Consider the following 15,384-nt stretch of genomic DNA (forward strand, 5'->3'; position numbering starts at 1 on the left):
TTTTTTCGCAAGAGATGCGATGGATGTCTGGTGATTTATAGTCATAAATTTTAGTCCCCACTTGTTTTTAAGTGGGGACTAAATTAAGGCTTATAGGATGAATTCATAAGGTGTGTTCAGCGGACGCTTACACACATCCCGCTAAGGTGTCTGGTTCTAACGCTATGCAACATAAAAAAACAGCACCTCGCTCAGTATATGACTGTACTTAGATGCTGTTTCTTTATTTGAAATGAGGCTTAGAAAGCGTAAGCAAAACCTAACGCTGCTTGATAGTGATCATGTTTGCCATTTAAACCTACGCCAACGCTGGCATCTAATTGCAAACGTGAATTAACTTGATACAGCAGACCAGAACCCAAACCATATTCGTAATCCTGCCCTTCTGCTTTAGAATAGACAAATTCCGAATAACCACCCAATTTAGGGCTAAAGTTATATTCTAGCGTAGGTACAGCAGTCACCCGCCAACGACCATCTTGCATAGCATAAAACATGCTAATCGCGGTAGTTAGGTCATGGTTATAGTCATACGACACCACAGAACCTAAGCTATATAAATCATCTTGCAGACTAAAGTTGTCATTACCTGTGGCAATAACAGCTTGAGCCAATAAGGCCATAGATAATTTTTCATCATCTAAATCAATGGCTTTTTTTAGACCAATACTGACATCACCCAAACCATCTTCTTCAATTGACTGACCAGCAACTTTGCTTTTTGCCCATGCTGGACCTTGCCAACCAAGTTGCAACTCAAGATCATCATTTAAACCTGTGCGTAATAAAGTATCCGCATAGACTTGAGTATGTTTAACGCTTTGACCTTGCTCATTTTGATACTCAAGGTATTGGGCATTGGCAATACTTTGTTCCCAAGCCCACTGTCCAACTGGTACTGTAGCGGTACTAAAGCCAGTGCCTGGGCGGTCAAAACTATAATCAGCTGCAAAGCTTAAACAGCTAAAGCCAAGAGTTGCCAGTGCAACGAAGGTTTGTTGTGTTGTCATATATTTTCCAAAGTTAAGCGAGCTCTTTTGACATTTTCGCACCATTGGCACGTAATAACTCTAATACTTGTTGTTCTTCAGGTAATGCTTGCGACCAATCAATTTCATCAAAATCACAATCAAAGAATAACTGGCTAATCGATGACAAAATCGTTAAATCATCTTCATCTTTAGTATTTGGATTGACTTTTTCTGTTAATAAGCGCTCAACTGCAGGTAAACACGCTGCGCTTGCCACATCCCAAAGTGGGCCATAAATTTCTTCTGAATCCCATAAATGTAAATTCACTTTGGCTTGAATCAACGCTTCTAAAATTTGCATGTATGGTTTTAACTTCTCAGCTTTTTGTTCATCAGAGAGTGGTTGACCGGCTTCGTGGGCTTCACATAGTTGTTCCCACCATGCAAATACCGTATCTGACCAAAGTGAGATTAATGGGCCAGTTTCACTGTCAATAATAAAGTTTGGATCGACCCCTTGTGCCAATAAACTTTCCACTTCAGCAACATCTAAGGCTGAGATGGCAGTGGCTAGGGCTTGTTGTTGTGTACTTAACATAAACTATTCTCTCTTTGATCTAAGCACTATTATGCCCAATCTACTTAGATTTGTGATGACAAATTTAGCTGCCAATAAAAAAGCCCCCAAAGGGGCTTTTTAAACTCAATACTTTATTCGTCTTGGTCATCAACTAAGTCATCTTTACTACTATCTGGGTCAACATAACTTGGTTGCTGCGCACGCGGCTTATCTTTTTTCTCAATGACGTGTTCTAAACTACGTTTTAAACGATCAATGGCACCTGTGATTGCGCTATCTACATTTGGACCACGGTGATTCACCACCACGGGTTTAAGTCCTGCTGGGCGTGCCTCAATCATACATTTAATGTCGTCATCGCCGCCTTTATCCCCATTTTCATCACTTAAGTGCACAGAAAAGTGCGTAATACGCTCACTATGGCGTTGAAATTCTTCTGTTAGTTCTGCACGTACATAACCAATTAAACGATCGCTATTTTGAATATTTTTATCTGTACGGATTTCAATGTTCATAATCTCATCCTCTTTTCGTATCTTTATCTAAATCTTTTTTGTGCAAAACTTGACTATCTTGGCACGCTTGTCGCTTAGCTGTTGCTATAGCACTACATCTGTATTGTTTTGGAAGACAACCTCCCTATATTGATGCATATTTTGAATCTTAAGAAGCGTCCTTCTATGCTTTGAATATCGGGCTTCTGTTTAAAATATGCAAGAGGTATTTGAAAAAAATTATCAAAAGGATACCAAACGTGACAACTTCTTACTTAATTGGTCAAGAACTCATTGATTCTATTCAAAATTCCGAGTATTCGCGTGACCTAGTTGGCTATCATGGCAACCCACCACATGCTCAGTGGCCCAATCAAGCACGCATTGCCGTGCAATTTGTTCTAAATTATGAAGAAGGTGCAGAGAACCATATTGAGCATGGCGACTTAGCATCTGAACAGTTTTTATCAGAAATTGTCGGTGCAGCAAGTTTTAATGCTCAACATATGTCGATGGATTCGATGTATGAATATGGTTCACGCGCAGGTTTTTGGCGTATTCATGACGAATTTCAAAAACGTGGTTTACCGATGACCATTTTTGGCGTGGGTATGGCATTAGCGCGTAATCCTTATGTGGTTGAAGCCATTAAAGCGGCTAACTACGATGTGGTGTCGCACGGGCAACGTTGGTTGCATTATCAACATATTGATATTGAAACCGAACGCCAACACATGCATCAGGCCATTACGGTATTGGAAGCTTTATTTGCTCAGGCACCCATTGGTTGGTATACCGGACGTGATAGCCCCAATACGCGTCAATTACTGGCAGAATTCCCACAGATTGAATATGACTGCGATTATTATGGTGATGATTTACCATTTTGGACCACGCTCACCAATTCAGAGCAAGTCAGCCGTCCTCATCTCATTATTCCCTATACCTTAGATAGTAATGATATGAAATTTAGTTCAGCGGGTGGTTTTAATACGGGTGATGATTTTTACCAATATTTAAAAGATGCCTTTGATGTGCTGTATGCCGAGGGTGAAACTGCACCAAAAATGTTATCTGTAGGTATGCATTGCCGCCTTTTAGGGCGTCCAGGGCGTTTTAAAGCACTACAACGTTTCTTGGATTATGTGCAAAGCCATGAAAAAGTTTGGATTTGTCGTCGTGGTGATATTGCACGGCATTGGCAACAGCACCATCCTGCAGCATAAAACCTAACACGCGCTAAAACAGCGCGTTTTTTCTATCCGATTTTGGCATTGTTATTGCTAATCAAAGCGATAAAGTAAAATGATTTAAAAATTATGCAACTCAGCCAATTTAATCAGGAATCTATCCAAGAACGACTCGAGCACTGCGTCAAAATTCCACGTTGGGCAGATGAAATTAGTGCCAAGCGCCCGTTTGAATCACGCCAAGCTGTACTGGATTTTGCCGAACAACAAGCCAAAACATGGACATGGGAGGAAATTTTACAGGCTTTAAATACCCATCCGCGTATTGGTGAAAAAAAAGCCCAAGCCAGTTTAAGTGCCAAAGAACAACAATTTTCTGCGCGTGAACAAGCTCAAGCACAAACAGACCAAATAACCTTAGATTTAATTTTACAAGCTAACCTCCAATATGAAGCACGCTTTGGTTATATCTTTTTAATTAAAGCTACAGGTCTAAGCAGTACAGAAATTTTAGCAGCACTACATAGCCGCTTAAAAAACGACCCAATGATAGAACAACAGGTGGTCAAACAACAATTAATGGCCATTGCTCTTTTACGTTTAGAACAGGAATTAGCACATGATTAGTACTCATATTTTAGATACTCATTTAGGTAAGCCCGCAGCCAATGTAATCGTGCAATTATTAGATGCTAACGGCTCTATTTTGGCGACTGCAAAAACCAATGCAGATGGGCGTATTACTAGTGATGCCTTTGCTTTAAATGAAATTCAAGCGGGTGATTACTGCTTGAATTTTGCCGTAGCAGATTATTTTAAATCTTTATATATCAATACTTTTTTCCCTAAAGCAGCGATTCATTTTACGGTAGAAGATGCAAGCCAGCATTATCATATTCCTCTTTTGATTAATGCTTTTTCTTACTCAACTTATCGAGGGAGTTAAAAAAGGAACGGTTAAATTATCCGTTTGTCTTTTTTAGCTTTATTTTTATTTGATTCACTGTATTCTAACTACGCTTTTTATGGGCTCTGAGATTTTTTCATGAAACTTACACAACTTGCTGCACTGTGTGCACTCTCTTCCGCTGCTGTGTTGGCTCAAGCTAAACCAGTTTGGCAAGACTTTAGCCTTACTGCGCTTTACGGCGAAAACTACGAAGTAGGTACAGATCAACGCACTACGCTTACTGGCGAATATGCTGCTAAATACAAATACTCTGATGTGTTTTTCTTTGTCGATCATCAATGGGATGACGAAAATGAGCAAAGCACCTACTTTGAGCTTGCACCACGTTTAAGCCTAGGTGATGTTTCAGGTAAAGACTTAAGCTTTGGCCCAGTTAAAGATGTATTGGTCGCAACCACTTGGGAACATAATGCTGACTACGATAACAATCGTGGTTTTAACAACTTCCTTTATGGTGTTGGTTTTGCCTTAGATGTTCCGTATACCAACTATGCCAATATCAACTTTTATAAAGCAAATAACGACAGCAAATCTAATAAAGATGATGATTATCAAATGACCATCACTTATGCTGTACCGTTTAAATTGGGTAATGAAGATTTCTTAGTGGACGCATTCCTTGATTGGTCAACTGCTGAAGATACTCATGCTAGCGAATTAAACTGGACTAGCCAATATAAATGGAATGTAGGTAAACACATTTCACCAAGCACTAAGCTATATGTGGGTGTAGAGCACTCTGTTTGGAATAACAAATACGGTATTAAAGGTGTAGATCAAAATGATGTCAGCGCTTTAGTAAAATACCACTTCTAAGCACATCATTTGATGTTAAAAAGGCAAGGCTTCGGTCTTGCTTTTTTTTATAGATTTTTCTTAGATACAATGAATTTTTGAGTACATTTTTATGATGTCTTTTAGTTTACGTGCTGCCACCAAAGATGATCTTACTGCGATTTTGGCAATCTACAATCACGAAATTGAACACAATACAGCAAACTGGAATACCCAGACTTTTGCCCTCGACTATATGCAAAATTTCTTTGCCGACTTACAACAACATGGCTTTCCATTGGTTGTGGCGGTGGAAGATGCCACTCAACACATTGCGGCTTATGCCGATTATTCATTTTTTAGTCAAAATAGCGGTTATATCTATACGGTTGAACACTCGGTCTTTGTTAAACCTGAATATCAAGGTCATGGTTTAGGCAAACGTTTAATGCACGCCTTAATTGAACATGCACATACTCAAAAACTACATATGATGGTGGCTGCCATTGATGCAGAGAATGTTGGTTCTATTCATCTGCATCAAAAGCTTGGCTTTGTACAAACTGGTTATTTACCACAAATGGGGTTTAAATTTGGGACTTGGCGTGATTTGGTGTATATGCAACTGAATTTAAAAATAGCCCGTGGCGAATAAGCCTTCACCTCTTAGCGCCACAATCACCAAATTATGATCTGCGGCATGATAATAAAAACTTTGTAGCTGATTAAAACTCAGTCTTAAGCTAGCCAACAACTGATCTGGTGCAACATCGCTGGCAATTTGCGCGGCCTGAATTTGGCTGATGTGTTTGGCTTGAATAAATTCAGTGACTTCTAAATTATTTAAAGTCTCATAAATATCGGATACTCTAACCACTGTATTATAATACACGCTGGCTCCCTGAATAAGATGCTGGGTCAGCGGATGAATTGGATGCAGTGCTTCTTTTAAGACTGAATCGGTACCTAATAAAGTATCTAGGGCTTGCCAATCTTGATCAAGGGCTAAGCGGTATTGAATCGCTGGACAGCTTACAATATCTTCTGTGGTTTGAGCATTTAAAATCAGCTGCTCAAGGCTATTGGCATCAAGTGCTAAGAGGAGTATTTGCATCGTTGTTGTTCCTTATTGTGGATGCGCTATCTGTTAGCTTAACGCCTTTATATGGTGCATTGCAGAGTGAATGTGTAAAAAAAAAGGGCTAAATGCCCTTTCGCTGTAGTGATTTATTCTTGTTTTTTCTTGTTATTATTCTCAAAGAGACTTAATCCAAGGGGTTATCTACAATATTGCTAATAATCCCCTGCATAATATGTGGACCTTGCTCCTTACGTAAATCTGCATACCAATCTTCGGTAATCTTCTGATCTTTCATATGCGTCACATCACAACGTTTACGCGCTCGTAATACCAATTCATTGGCACGGGCATTACGTTTATTTTGATAACGCTGTAAAGCATCCTCAATACCTAAAGTATTAATTTGCAAAGCGCGTGCCAAATAAATCGCATCTTCCATGGCTTGGCAGCCACCTTGACCGATATCTGGAGTCGTGCTGTGCGCAGCATCACCCATAATCACTACACGGCCTTTATAAAATTGAGTAAATGGTTCAATATCATGGATTTCTACACGATTGGTGCGTTGTTCATCAATGGCATCAATCAAGTTCTGCACTGGCTGACACCAATCTTTAAAATACTGTTTTAAGAGTGCTTTATATTCACTGCGTTGATTGGTTAAATCCACAGGCAATGGCACATCAAAGAAAAAGTAAAAACGATTATCCGCCACTGGCATCAGTGATGCACGTTTGCCTTCGCCCACAAAAGTCGTCCATTGATCAGCGGGTGCAAGCTCAGGCGAAATTTCCACTAAGCCGTTCCAATTGACATAGCCTGCATAGCGACGTTCTACTTTTTCACCTAAAACATAACAACGAGTAATGGAATGAGTACCATCGGCACCAATCAGTAAATCTGCTTCGACTGTCGAGCCATCAGCAAATTGCACTTTGACATAGTCACCTAAATCTTCCATGCCAGTCATTTTTTTGCCCAAATGGATATCAGACTTGCCAAATTCCTGCATCAACATCTCTTGTAATTCTGCGCGTGATACAGGATAAGGACGTTGCCCTACCTCTTCAATCAGAGGTTGTAAACTAAACTGAGTCATGACTTGACCATTTAAGCCATCAATATAAGCAAGATGATCCATCTGACCACCCAGCGCTGCGACTTTGTCAGTTAGACCTAAGTAATTTAAGCACTTTACCCCATTTGACCAGAGTGAAATTGCCGCCCCAACTGGCAAGATTTGCTCTGCTTGCTCATAAATTTTCACCTGATGACCAAACTTTTTTAAAGCGATGCCTGTGGTTAATCCCCCCATGCCTGCGCCAATAATCACGATGTCCATCTTATTCTCCGCTTATTCTCATTTCTTGTTCTGCTTTAAAGCGAAAACTATGCCATTTTGAAAAATGTGCTGAAAAAAAAGGCAAAGTTGGCACAAGCTGTGCATCTTAAAGCTCAAATCTGCATTATTTTGGGCTATTTACTTCTTTAGGCTGCCCAACCTTGCAACAACACTGATCACAACAATGGAAAATAATATGGCAACCTTGACCGCCCCTGTTTTTGAACTTCCGACTCACCTTCAACAGCTAACTAACCTTGCTGATGCCCAAATTGGTGCTGAAGTTTTAAGCTGTTCAGATGAGTTTTTTGCCAAAGCGCAGCGTATGTTACAGTTTGCAGCACCAGTATTTGTAGAAGATAAATTTGATGATCATGGCAAATGGATGGATGGTTGGGAAACCCGTCGTAAACGTCATGCTGGCTATGATTGGGCAATCATTCAACTTGGCGTGGCTGGCAAAATTCAAGCTTTAGATATTGATACCAGCTTTTTTACTGGTAATTACCCTGCTTCTGCTTTGGTCGAAGCATGTTATGCACCAAATGGCGATGTGGCTGCTGCAACATGGTGCACGATTTTAGAAAACAGTATTTTAGGCCCAGGGCAACATCATCTATTTGATATTGCAGATCAGGCGACCTATACCCATGTGCGTCTTAATATTTTTCCTGATGGTGGCGTCGCACGTTTTAAAGTATATGGTCAGGTACAAATTCAAGTCACAGATACCGAGCAAAGTTTAGATTTATTGGCACTCGAAAATGGTGGACGAGTCGTGGCTTATAGCGATGCTCATTTTGGGCATCCGCGTAATTTGATTAAACCGGGTCGCGGTATAAATATGGGAGATGGCTGGGAAACCAAACGCCGCCGTGCGCCAGGTTTTGACTGGTGTATTTTGGCTTTAGGTCAAGCGGGTCATATCGAAAAAATCGACATTGATACTGCACATTTTAAAGGAAACTACCCTGCACAGGTATCTATTCAAGCCATTTATATAAAAGATGCAACCGATCCACAATTGATTCCACAAAGCATGTTCTGGCCTTATTTATTAGAGGCGCAAGAGACCCAAATGGATCATATTCACAGCTATATAAATGAAATTCTAGCGCATGAAAAAATTAGTCATATTCGGGTCAATATGATTCCAGATGGTGGAATTAGCCGTATTCGTTTATTTGGCAAAATTTAATGTCTACTTCACGCTTAAGTGCCTTGCCTTAAGCGTTTTCAATTTAAAAATAATTTCTATGCAAAGTATTCAAATTCAAAAACTCACCCGTGAAAATTTTGCCGCTTTTGGCGAAGTGATTAGTTGCCATGAGCAGGATTTTTTTCATATTAATGATGCACACACCGAACGTTATCACGCCTTAGTAGAAACTGAAATTAGCGGCAATGCCAAAGCAGGGATTAGTATTTTTCGTAATATTAAAGCCACTAGCTTACCAGTCAAAATTAGTCTGTTAGAGCGGCATCCGCAGGGTTCTCAAGCCTTTATTCCCATGCAAGGTCAGGCGTTTTTAGTGGTAGTCGCTAAAGCTTTAAATCCACAGCAACCTGATTTAAACCAAATTTACGCTTTTATAACCGATGGTAATCAAGGGGTGAATTATCGTGCGGGTACATGGCATCATCCTTTATTAAGCTTTGAAGCACCAAGCACTTTTGCTGTAGTAGATCGCATTGGTGATGGTCATAATTGCGATGTATATCACTTTAGTGAGATTCAAATTACCTAAAATCTGCAAACTCAGTTAAGCTAATCTTTCATCCCATAGCTATAACAATACGATGGATCAGCAACAGCTTATTATTTTAGTGTTATGTGCCTTAGCCGCATTATTACATGGTTTAAGCGGCTTTGGTTTCCCCATGCTCAGTACTGCCATTGTTGCCAATTTTTATCCCTTATCCATCAGTATTGTTGTGGTTCTTATTCCCTGCTTACTGCTCAATGTATGTGTGCTGTGTTCTGCACCACGTCCTATTTGGCAAAGTTTAATCACGTATACACAGCGCTATGCCTTGCTGATTATTGCCAGTTTAATAGGTACCAGTGTTGGGGTCACTGTATTATTTTATCTGTCCGAACAATATTTAAAATTGATGTTAGGGCTGATTTTATTGGGCTATGTCTTAGACCAATTACGTGCGCGACCGTTAACCTTACAAGCCTCTAAACAAAATATGGTGCTATTTGGCTTTGCCGCTGGCGTGATTGGCGGCGCTAGCAATGCCATGGCACCGTTATTAATTCTATATTTAATGGCCAGCCAGCATCAGAAAAACGAGGTAGTCCTGATTAGTAATTTAATTTTTTTACTCACCAAAATTGTACAACTCTGTTTACTTTGGTCACTCATTAAACAACAACTTGCTTACAATTGGAGTTTAATTATCTTGCTGTCACTGACTGCTGTTCTGATGGTATTGATTGCTAATAGATTTCGGCAACATATTTCGCAGAGCCATTTTCGTTTGGGCATTTTAATATTGCTAGGGTTACTGGGTCTGCAAGCCCTCTACCAAGCCTTACAGCTGTAAAACTATATTGTTATTATTGGCACAAACGACTCAAGCTATGACAGCATAATAAAAAAAATCACAACAAGGAACCCGCTTATGTCTGTAACCCAAAGCACAGGTTCAGCACAGATTGAACCCAAAAACTTGCTAAAAGGTGGCATTATTATTGTTATTGCAGCAATATTATCTTATCTCTGCTATCAAGTTTTACCCTACGACAACAACGCCAATAAGGGACTGGCTTTGCTGCTATTTATTGGTATTTTATGGTTGACTGAAGCCATTCATATTACGATCACGGCGCTATTAATCCCCGTTTTAGCAGTTGTTCTACAACTGCCCTTTGAAGCAGCCGATAAAACCTTACAACCTTTAACCACCAGTAAAGCCTTAAGTTTATTTGCTGACCCCGTGATTTTCTTATTTTTTGGTGGTTTTGCATTAGCAACAGCACTGCATATTCAAAAGCTAGATAAAAAAATCGCGATGGGGATTATTTCTTTAACTGGTGGACATTTAGGCATATCCATTTTTGCGATTTTTTTAGTCACCGCATTATTATCTATGTGGATTTCCAACACAGCCACAGCAGCGATGATGTTGCCGCTTGCCTTGGGTTTAGCCTCACATGTAGATACGAAAAATGATCGTAAAACCTTAGTGTTTATTCTACTCGGGATTGCCTATTCAGCGAGTATTGGTGGCTTAGGCACCTTAGTGGGGTCACCGCCTAATGCCATTGCAGCCAAAGCCCTCGACTATGACTTTGCCGACTGGATGAAAGTCGGTTTACCTATGATGCTGATCTTATTGCCAGCCATGTTACTGAGTTTATATATCGTGCTGCGCCCTAAGCTCAATCATAAAGTAGAGTTTCAAGCTGAACATATTGCATGGACTAAAACCCGTATTGCCACCATGATTTTATTTATCTGTACGGCAATTGCATGGATTTTTGGTAAAAAACTCTCAGAAAACTTTGGGATTTCTCAACCTGACACATGGACAGCTTTACTTGCTGCCTGTTTAGTGGTGATTTTAGGCACAGCGACTTGGAAACAAGTATCGGAAAATACTGATTGGGGCGTACTGCTCTTGTTTGGTGGTGGTTTAACCTTAAGTGCTGTATTAAAAGATTCTGGCGCTTCTTTGGTTTTAGGTCAAACCATAGCCAATACCTTTGGTGATACTTCACCTCTCATCATCATTTTTGTGGTGACAATCTTTATTATCTTCTTAACTGAATTTACCAGCAATACTGCTTCGGCTGCATTATTGGTACCAGTATTTGCAGTCATTGCAGATCAAATGGGTATGCCAAAAGAAGTATTAGTGATTGTGATTGGTATTGGTGCATCGTGTGCCTTTATGTTACCTGTTGCCACGCCACCAAATGCGATTGTATTTGGTTCTGGTCATATTAAACAACGTGAAATGATGACTGTGGGCATAGTGCTCAATATCTTATGTATCTTTATCATCGCATTTTTTGTGTATGCGTTTTTTATGTAAAAAAAGCCCCCTCAAAGGGGGCTTTTTAATTTTAATACGCTGTTTACACCGCAATATCGGCTAAATTACCTTTTTGCTCTAACCATTGTTTACGGTCGCTTGAGCGCTTTTTAGCCAGCAATTTATCTAATAAACTTGCGGTCAATTGCATATCATCTAAATCTAATTGCACCAAACGACGCGTATTTGGATCCATCGTGGTTTCGCGCAATTGGCTCGCATTCATTTCACCTAAACCTTTAAAGCGGGTGATTTGTGGCGCTTTGGTTTTGGCTTTTTTCAGCACGCCTTCGAGCTCAACATCATCTAAAGCGTAATATACGTCTTTACCATCATCAATACGGAATAGTGGCGGCATAGCCACATATAAGTGACCTTCTTCGACCAAACTTCTAAAATGCTTCACGAATAGGGCGCAAAGTAAGGTAGCAATATGTAAACCGTCTGAGTCAGCATCGGCTAAAATACAAATTTTGCCATAACGTAATTCAGATAAATCGTCACTGCCCGGATCAACCCCAATCGCGATAGCAATATCATGTACTTCTTGTGAACCCAATACTTCGTCAGATGACACTTCCCACGTATTTAAAATCTTACCGCGAATTGGCATGATGGCTTGGAAGTTCTTATCGCGTGCTTGTTTGGCTGAACCACCTGCTGAGTCACCTTCCACAATAAACAGCTCTGATTCTTCTAAAGTGTGTCCAACGCAATCCGCAAGTTTGCCTGGCAAAGCTGGCCCTGAAACAATACGTTTACGTTCAACTTTTTTGGCTGCCTTTAAACGACGCCCCGCTTTGGCAATCGCCATTTCCGCCAGTTGCATGGCAATTTCAGAGTTTTGATTGAGCCAAAGTGCAAAGGCATCTTTGGCAATATTTTGCACAATGCTAACCGCTTCACGGCTTGATAGACGTTCTTTAGTTTGCCCTGAGAATTGTGGCTCTTGTAATTTCAGCGACAAGATGTAATTTACGCCATCCCATACATCTTCAGCAGACAATTTAAGATTACGCGGCAATAAGTTACGTAATTCACAAAATTCACGCATGGCATCGGTTACGCCTGCACGCAAACCATTGACATGCGTACCGCCTTGCGCAGTTGGAATTAAGTTGACATAACTTTCTTGAACTTGTTCGCCACCTTCCACGTTCCAACAAATGGCAAATTCAGCACTCGCGCGTTCGCCCTCACCTGTGGCAACAAAAGCAGGATGGGGCAAAATCTCACGATCTTGCAACTCATCCATTAAATAATCGACTAAACCATTTTCAAATTGCCATGTAATTTTTTCATCATTGATTTCATCGACATAATTAATTTGTAATCCCGCAGCTAATACCGCTTTGGCTTTTAAATTATGTTTTAAGGCTTTTAAGGCAAATTTAGGCGAATCAAAATACTTGGCTTCTGGCCAAAAATGCACTGTGGTACCTGAGGCGCGTTTTGGGGCTTTACCTTCAAACACAGCTAAAGGTGCAACAGGTTCACCATTGGCAAAGACCATTTGGTAAAGATTACCCTGGCGCTGTACACTCACTTCAACACGCGTCGATAAGGCATTGACTACGGAAATCCCAACCCCATGTAAACCACCTGAAAATTGGTAGTTATCGGTACTAAACTTACCGCCAGCATGCAGCTTAGTTAAAATAATTTCAATCCCGCTTTGCCCATATTCAGGATGGATATCAACAGGCATACCACGGCCATTATCTTCGACCGATAACGAACCATCTTTATAGACTTTTACGGTGATTTTATTGGCATGTCCTGCTAATGCTTCATCTACAGCATTATCAATAACTTCTTGTGCTAAATGGTTAGGACGTGAAGTGTCGGTGTACATGCCCGGACGGCGACGTACCGGATCTAAACCAGATAAAACTTCAAGTGATTGAGCCGTATATTGAGACAAAGTCAGTGTTCCTTAATCGATACAGTCGGATAAAAAATTGCCGCAGCATGGGTATTTTTCTATGACAATCCATTAGCTGCTTGCTGTGCCTAGATCAACAGCAAAGCATCATGGGCTGCCTGCGTATAATAACGCTCTGCGTTACGATAATCCAAAACTTCATGATTGTTGTGACGGCAATCGTAAAATATTGTTTGTCTGCTGAACAACTGGCAAAGCAAATATCTTGAAATCGTCAAATGAGGCTTGTTGAATGAAGCGATGAGGATGCCAAAACAGGCGCTGTAAGGCCGCTTAAACAGATGTTATCCAATCTGTTATGTTGACATAGCCACAGTGAGCCGTACAGTCAGCGCTAACAGCTTGACGACAGTTTATGTCGTAAAACAGCACAGCTTAATTTTAGCCAATCAAGCTTGTGCTACTGGCGCTAAACTATCTAAATACTTTGACTATTTGTTATGAGAAATTGGAATAAGAATTGCTTAATGCTCTATGTAAATAAAAAAATACTAAATTTACTGCAACGTAACATTTTTAGGTTAATTGTTGGACAATAATTTATTAAGCGCTATCCAAATCAAGGTATGTTAACTACATCACACTTTTAGACAAATACAATAGATTAAAACAACTCATTAAAACCGCCATGAGGGATTGTCCCTATGCCTAGTTTGACACCATTACATGAAACCTATTGCCGTATTGATGACCGTCCATTAAGTCAAGCTGATGTTTTGGAGGGTTTAGCACAGCTGTTAAGTTCGCGCTTAGGTGGTGCGGTACATCATGTAGTTTTTGCCATTCAACGTGAGCTTTTATTCAATTTTTTAGGCATCAATGAGTTACAAAGTCAAAAGTTGTTGTATCTACCTTATGTGAAAAAAATTTATCAAATTGCCTCACAAACCTCACAACACTCTGGTCAGTTTTTGCTGGCACCAGGGTTACGCCACCTCGTGGATGTATTTCCTAAATTACATCAAAAAAAGCTCAATCCGAGTCTGCATTTTTTAGTTGGGATTTTAAATGGCGTACTCGGTAATTACTTATTGCACCACCATAATCCTCTAGCCGTGCCAATGTTACTGTATGACCACTATGGCGAAGTTCAGCAAGGTGATTTAGTTGGCAAAATTGTGATTTTTATTCATGGCGTGTGTATGAGCCACGCAGATTGGACGGGCGCTCGACATGGCGGTATTCCCGATAAACTCATAGCACAGCGGGGCAATAAAACCCTGTTATATTTGAACTACAATTCTGGTCGACGCATTTCTGCGAATGGGCGTAGTTTATCTAATTTATTGGCTGATTTAGTAGCACGTAATCCACGAATTACTAGCATTGATTTTATTGGTCATAGTATGGGTGGCTTAGTGGCACGCAGCGCTATATTTTATGGCAAGCAAGAGCTGCATGATTGGCTATATATGACCGAAAACTTAGTTTGCTTAGGTTCACCACATCATGGTGCAGGCTTGGAGCGCTTTAGTTTTACCATTCAACAAAAATTGGGTAACTTCCCTATCGTGAAACTATTTGGACATTTAGTTAATATCCGTAGTAATGGCATTTTAGATTTACGCCATGGTAGCGTGCGTGATGACGATTGGGAGCATCATGATATGCGTATTGGTTCACTGGATGACAACCGTAAACCCGCGCCTATTCCAGCCCATATCAATGCTTTTTTTGTGGCAGGCACCCTCGAGCATGAAAATAAGAACCACCTTGCGTTAAAAATTTTGGGGGATTATTTAGTCAGTGTAGAAAGTGCTTTAGGGGAGCATCCCAATCCACGTTTTGATCTTAAAGTGCCTGCTGCACATAAAGCAGTATTTTATGGCTTAAATCATTTTGCTATTCAATATCATCCTAGTGTGGCTGAGCAAATTGCCGCATGGCTGTATCCTGCCAGCGATGAAGTCTCCGAAAACAATGTACATCAATATTTAGTCAATGTAAGCGATCTAGATGGTATTGCCTAAAAGGCAAAAATCCCGCGTCA

16 protein-coding genes are annotated in these 15,384 nt (G+C 40.3%); 10 read left to right on the plus strand and 6 right to left on the minus strand.

The window, feature by feature from the left end:
- Nucleotides 1-239: 239 nt before the first annotated feature.
- From CYK47_RS08205 to CYK47_RS08215, 3 genes are all read right to left on the minus strand, one after another.
- Nucleotides 240-1,010, minus strand: coding sequence for a transporter (locus tag CYK47_RS08205; protein ID WP_122900669.1), 771 nt, complete (start codon nt 1,008-1,010; stop codon nt 240-242).
- Between the two features lie 13 nt (nt 1,011-1,023).
- Nucleotides 1,024-1,569, minus strand: a complete 546-nt coding sequence (locus CYK47_RS08210; RefSeq protein WP_122900672.1) for an ankyrin repeat domain-containing protein — start codon at nt 1,567-1,569, stop codon at nt 1,024-1,026.
- A 113-nt stretch (nt 1,570-1,682) separates the two neighbouring features.
- Complete coding sequence (locus CYK47_RS08215; RefSeq protein ID WP_122900674.1) at nt 1,683-2,066, minus strand: HPF/RaiA family ribosome-associated protein; 384 nt, start codon at nt 2,064-2,066, stop codon at nt 1,683-1,685.
- Nucleotides 2,067-2,305: 239 nt separating this feature from the next.
- On the opposite strand from CYK47_RS08215, the gene puuE reads away from it, so the two are divergent.
- From puuE to CYK47_RS08240, 5 genes are all read left to right on the plus strand, one after another.
- A complete protein-coding gene (gene puuE, locus CYK47_RS08220) occupies nt 2,306-3,271 on the plus strand; it encodes an allantoinase PuuE (RefSeq protein WP_122900676.1) in 966 nt (321 codons plus the stop codon).
- A gap of 93 nt (nt 3,272-3,364) precedes the next feature.
- Nucleotides 3,365-3,862: a 2-oxo-4-hydroxy-4-carboxy-5-ureidoimidazoline decarboxylase gene (uraD, locus tag CYK47_RS08225; protein ID WP_122900678.1), complete on the plus strand. Its 498-nt coding sequence runs from the start codon at nt 3,365-3,367 to the stop codon at nt 3,860-3,862.
- Nucleotides 3,855-4,181: a hydroxyisourate hydrolase gene (gene uraH / locus CYK47_RS08230; RefSeq protein WP_122900680.1), complete on the plus strand. Its 327-nt coding sequence runs from the start codon at nt 3,855-3,857 to the stop codon at nt 4,179-4,181. Before uraD ends, uraH begins: the two co-directional genes overlap by 8 nt.
- Nucleotides 4,182-4,280: 99 nt before the next feature.
- The gene (locus tag CYK47_RS08235) at nt 4,281-5,021 is read left to right on the plus strand and encodes an outer membrane protein OmpK (RefSeq protein WP_122900682.1); all 741 of its coding nucleotides are present in this window, start codon (nt 4,281-4,283) and stop codon (nt 5,019-5,021) included.
- A gap of 94 nt (nt 5,022-5,115) precedes the next feature.
- Nucleotides 5,116-5,634, plus strand: a complete 519-nt coding sequence (locus CYK47_RS08240; protein ID WP_122900827.1) for a GNAT family N-acetyltransferase — start codon at nt 5,116-5,118, stop codon at nt 5,632-5,634.
- Here the strand turns inward: CYK47_RS08240 and CYK47_RS08245 are convergent.
- Together CYK47_RS08245 and hpxO are read right to left on the minus strand one after the other, a co-directional pair.
- Complete coding sequence (locus tag CYK47_RS08245) at nt 5,611-6,093, minus strand: DUF1877 family protein (protein ID WP_122900684.1); 483 nt, start codon at nt 6,091-6,093, stop codon at nt 5,611-5,613. The two genes, CYK47_RS08240 and CYK47_RS08245, sit on opposite strands and share 24 nt — an antisense overlap.
- Before the next feature lie 151 nt (nt 6,094-6,244).
- Nucleotides 6,245-7,402: an FAD-dependent urate hydroxylase HpxO gene (gene hpxO, locus CYK47_RS08250; RefSeq protein WP_122900686.1), complete on the minus strand. Its 1,158-nt coding sequence runs from the start codon at nt 7,400-7,402 to the stop codon at nt 6,245-6,247.
- A 196-nt stretch (nt 7,403-7,598) separates the two neighbouring features.
- Here hpxO and alc point away from each other — a divergent pair, with 196 nt between their 5' ends.
- The 4 genes from alc (at nt 7,599) to CYK47_RS08270 (ending at nt 11,449) form a co-directional block, all read left to right on the plus strand.
- Nucleotides 7,599-8,600 (plus strand): allantoicase, encoded by a 1,002-nt coding sequence (alc, locus tag CYK47_RS08255; RefSeq protein WP_122900829.1) that lies wholly within the window; start codon nt 7,599-7,601, stop codon nt 8,598-8,600.
- 58 nt (nt 8,601-8,658) lie between these two features.
- Entirely contained in the window at nt 8,659-9,150 is a 492-nt protein-coding gene (locus CYK47_RS08260) for an ureidoglycolate lyase (RefSeq protein ID WP_171961546.1), read from the plus strand.
- A 52-nt stretch (nt 9,151-9,202) separates the two neighbouring features.
- On the plus strand, nt 9,203-9,955 hold the full coding sequence (locus CYK47_RS08265; RefSeq protein ID WP_122900688.1) for a sulfite exporter TauE/SafE family protein: 753 nt from the start codon (nt 9,203-9,205) through the stop codon (nt 9,953-9,955).
- Between the two features lie 78 nt (nt 9,956-10,033).
- On the plus strand, nt 10,034-11,449 hold the full coding sequence (locus tag CYK47_RS08270; RefSeq protein WP_122900690.1) for an SLC13 family permease: 1,416 nt from the start codon (nt 10,034-10,036) through the stop codon (nt 11,447-11,449).
- A 43-nt stretch (nt 11,450-11,492) separates the two neighbouring features.
- On the opposite strand, the gene parE is transcribed toward CYK47_RS08270, so the two are convergent.
- Complete coding sequence (parE, locus tag CYK47_RS08275; protein ID WP_122900692.1) at nt 11,493-13,373, minus strand: DNA topoisomerase IV subunit B; 1,881 nt, start codon at nt 13,371-13,373, stop codon at nt 11,493-11,495.
- A 665-nt stretch (nt 13,374-14,038) separates the two neighbouring features.
- Here parE and CYK47_RS08280 point away from each other — a divergent pair.
- Nucleotides 14,039-15,364, plus strand: a complete 1,326-nt coding sequence (locus CYK47_RS08280; protein ID WP_122900694.1) for a PGAP1-like alpha/beta domain-containing protein — start codon at nt 14,039-14,041, stop codon at nt 15,362-15,364.
- Nucleotides 15,365-15,384: the final 20 nt, after the last annotated feature.

The organism is Acinetobacter sp. B51(2017) (assembly GCF_003711395.1).
Classification (GTDB): Bacteria; Pseudomonadota; Gammaproteobacteria; order Pseudomonadales; family Moraxellaceae; genus Acinetobacter.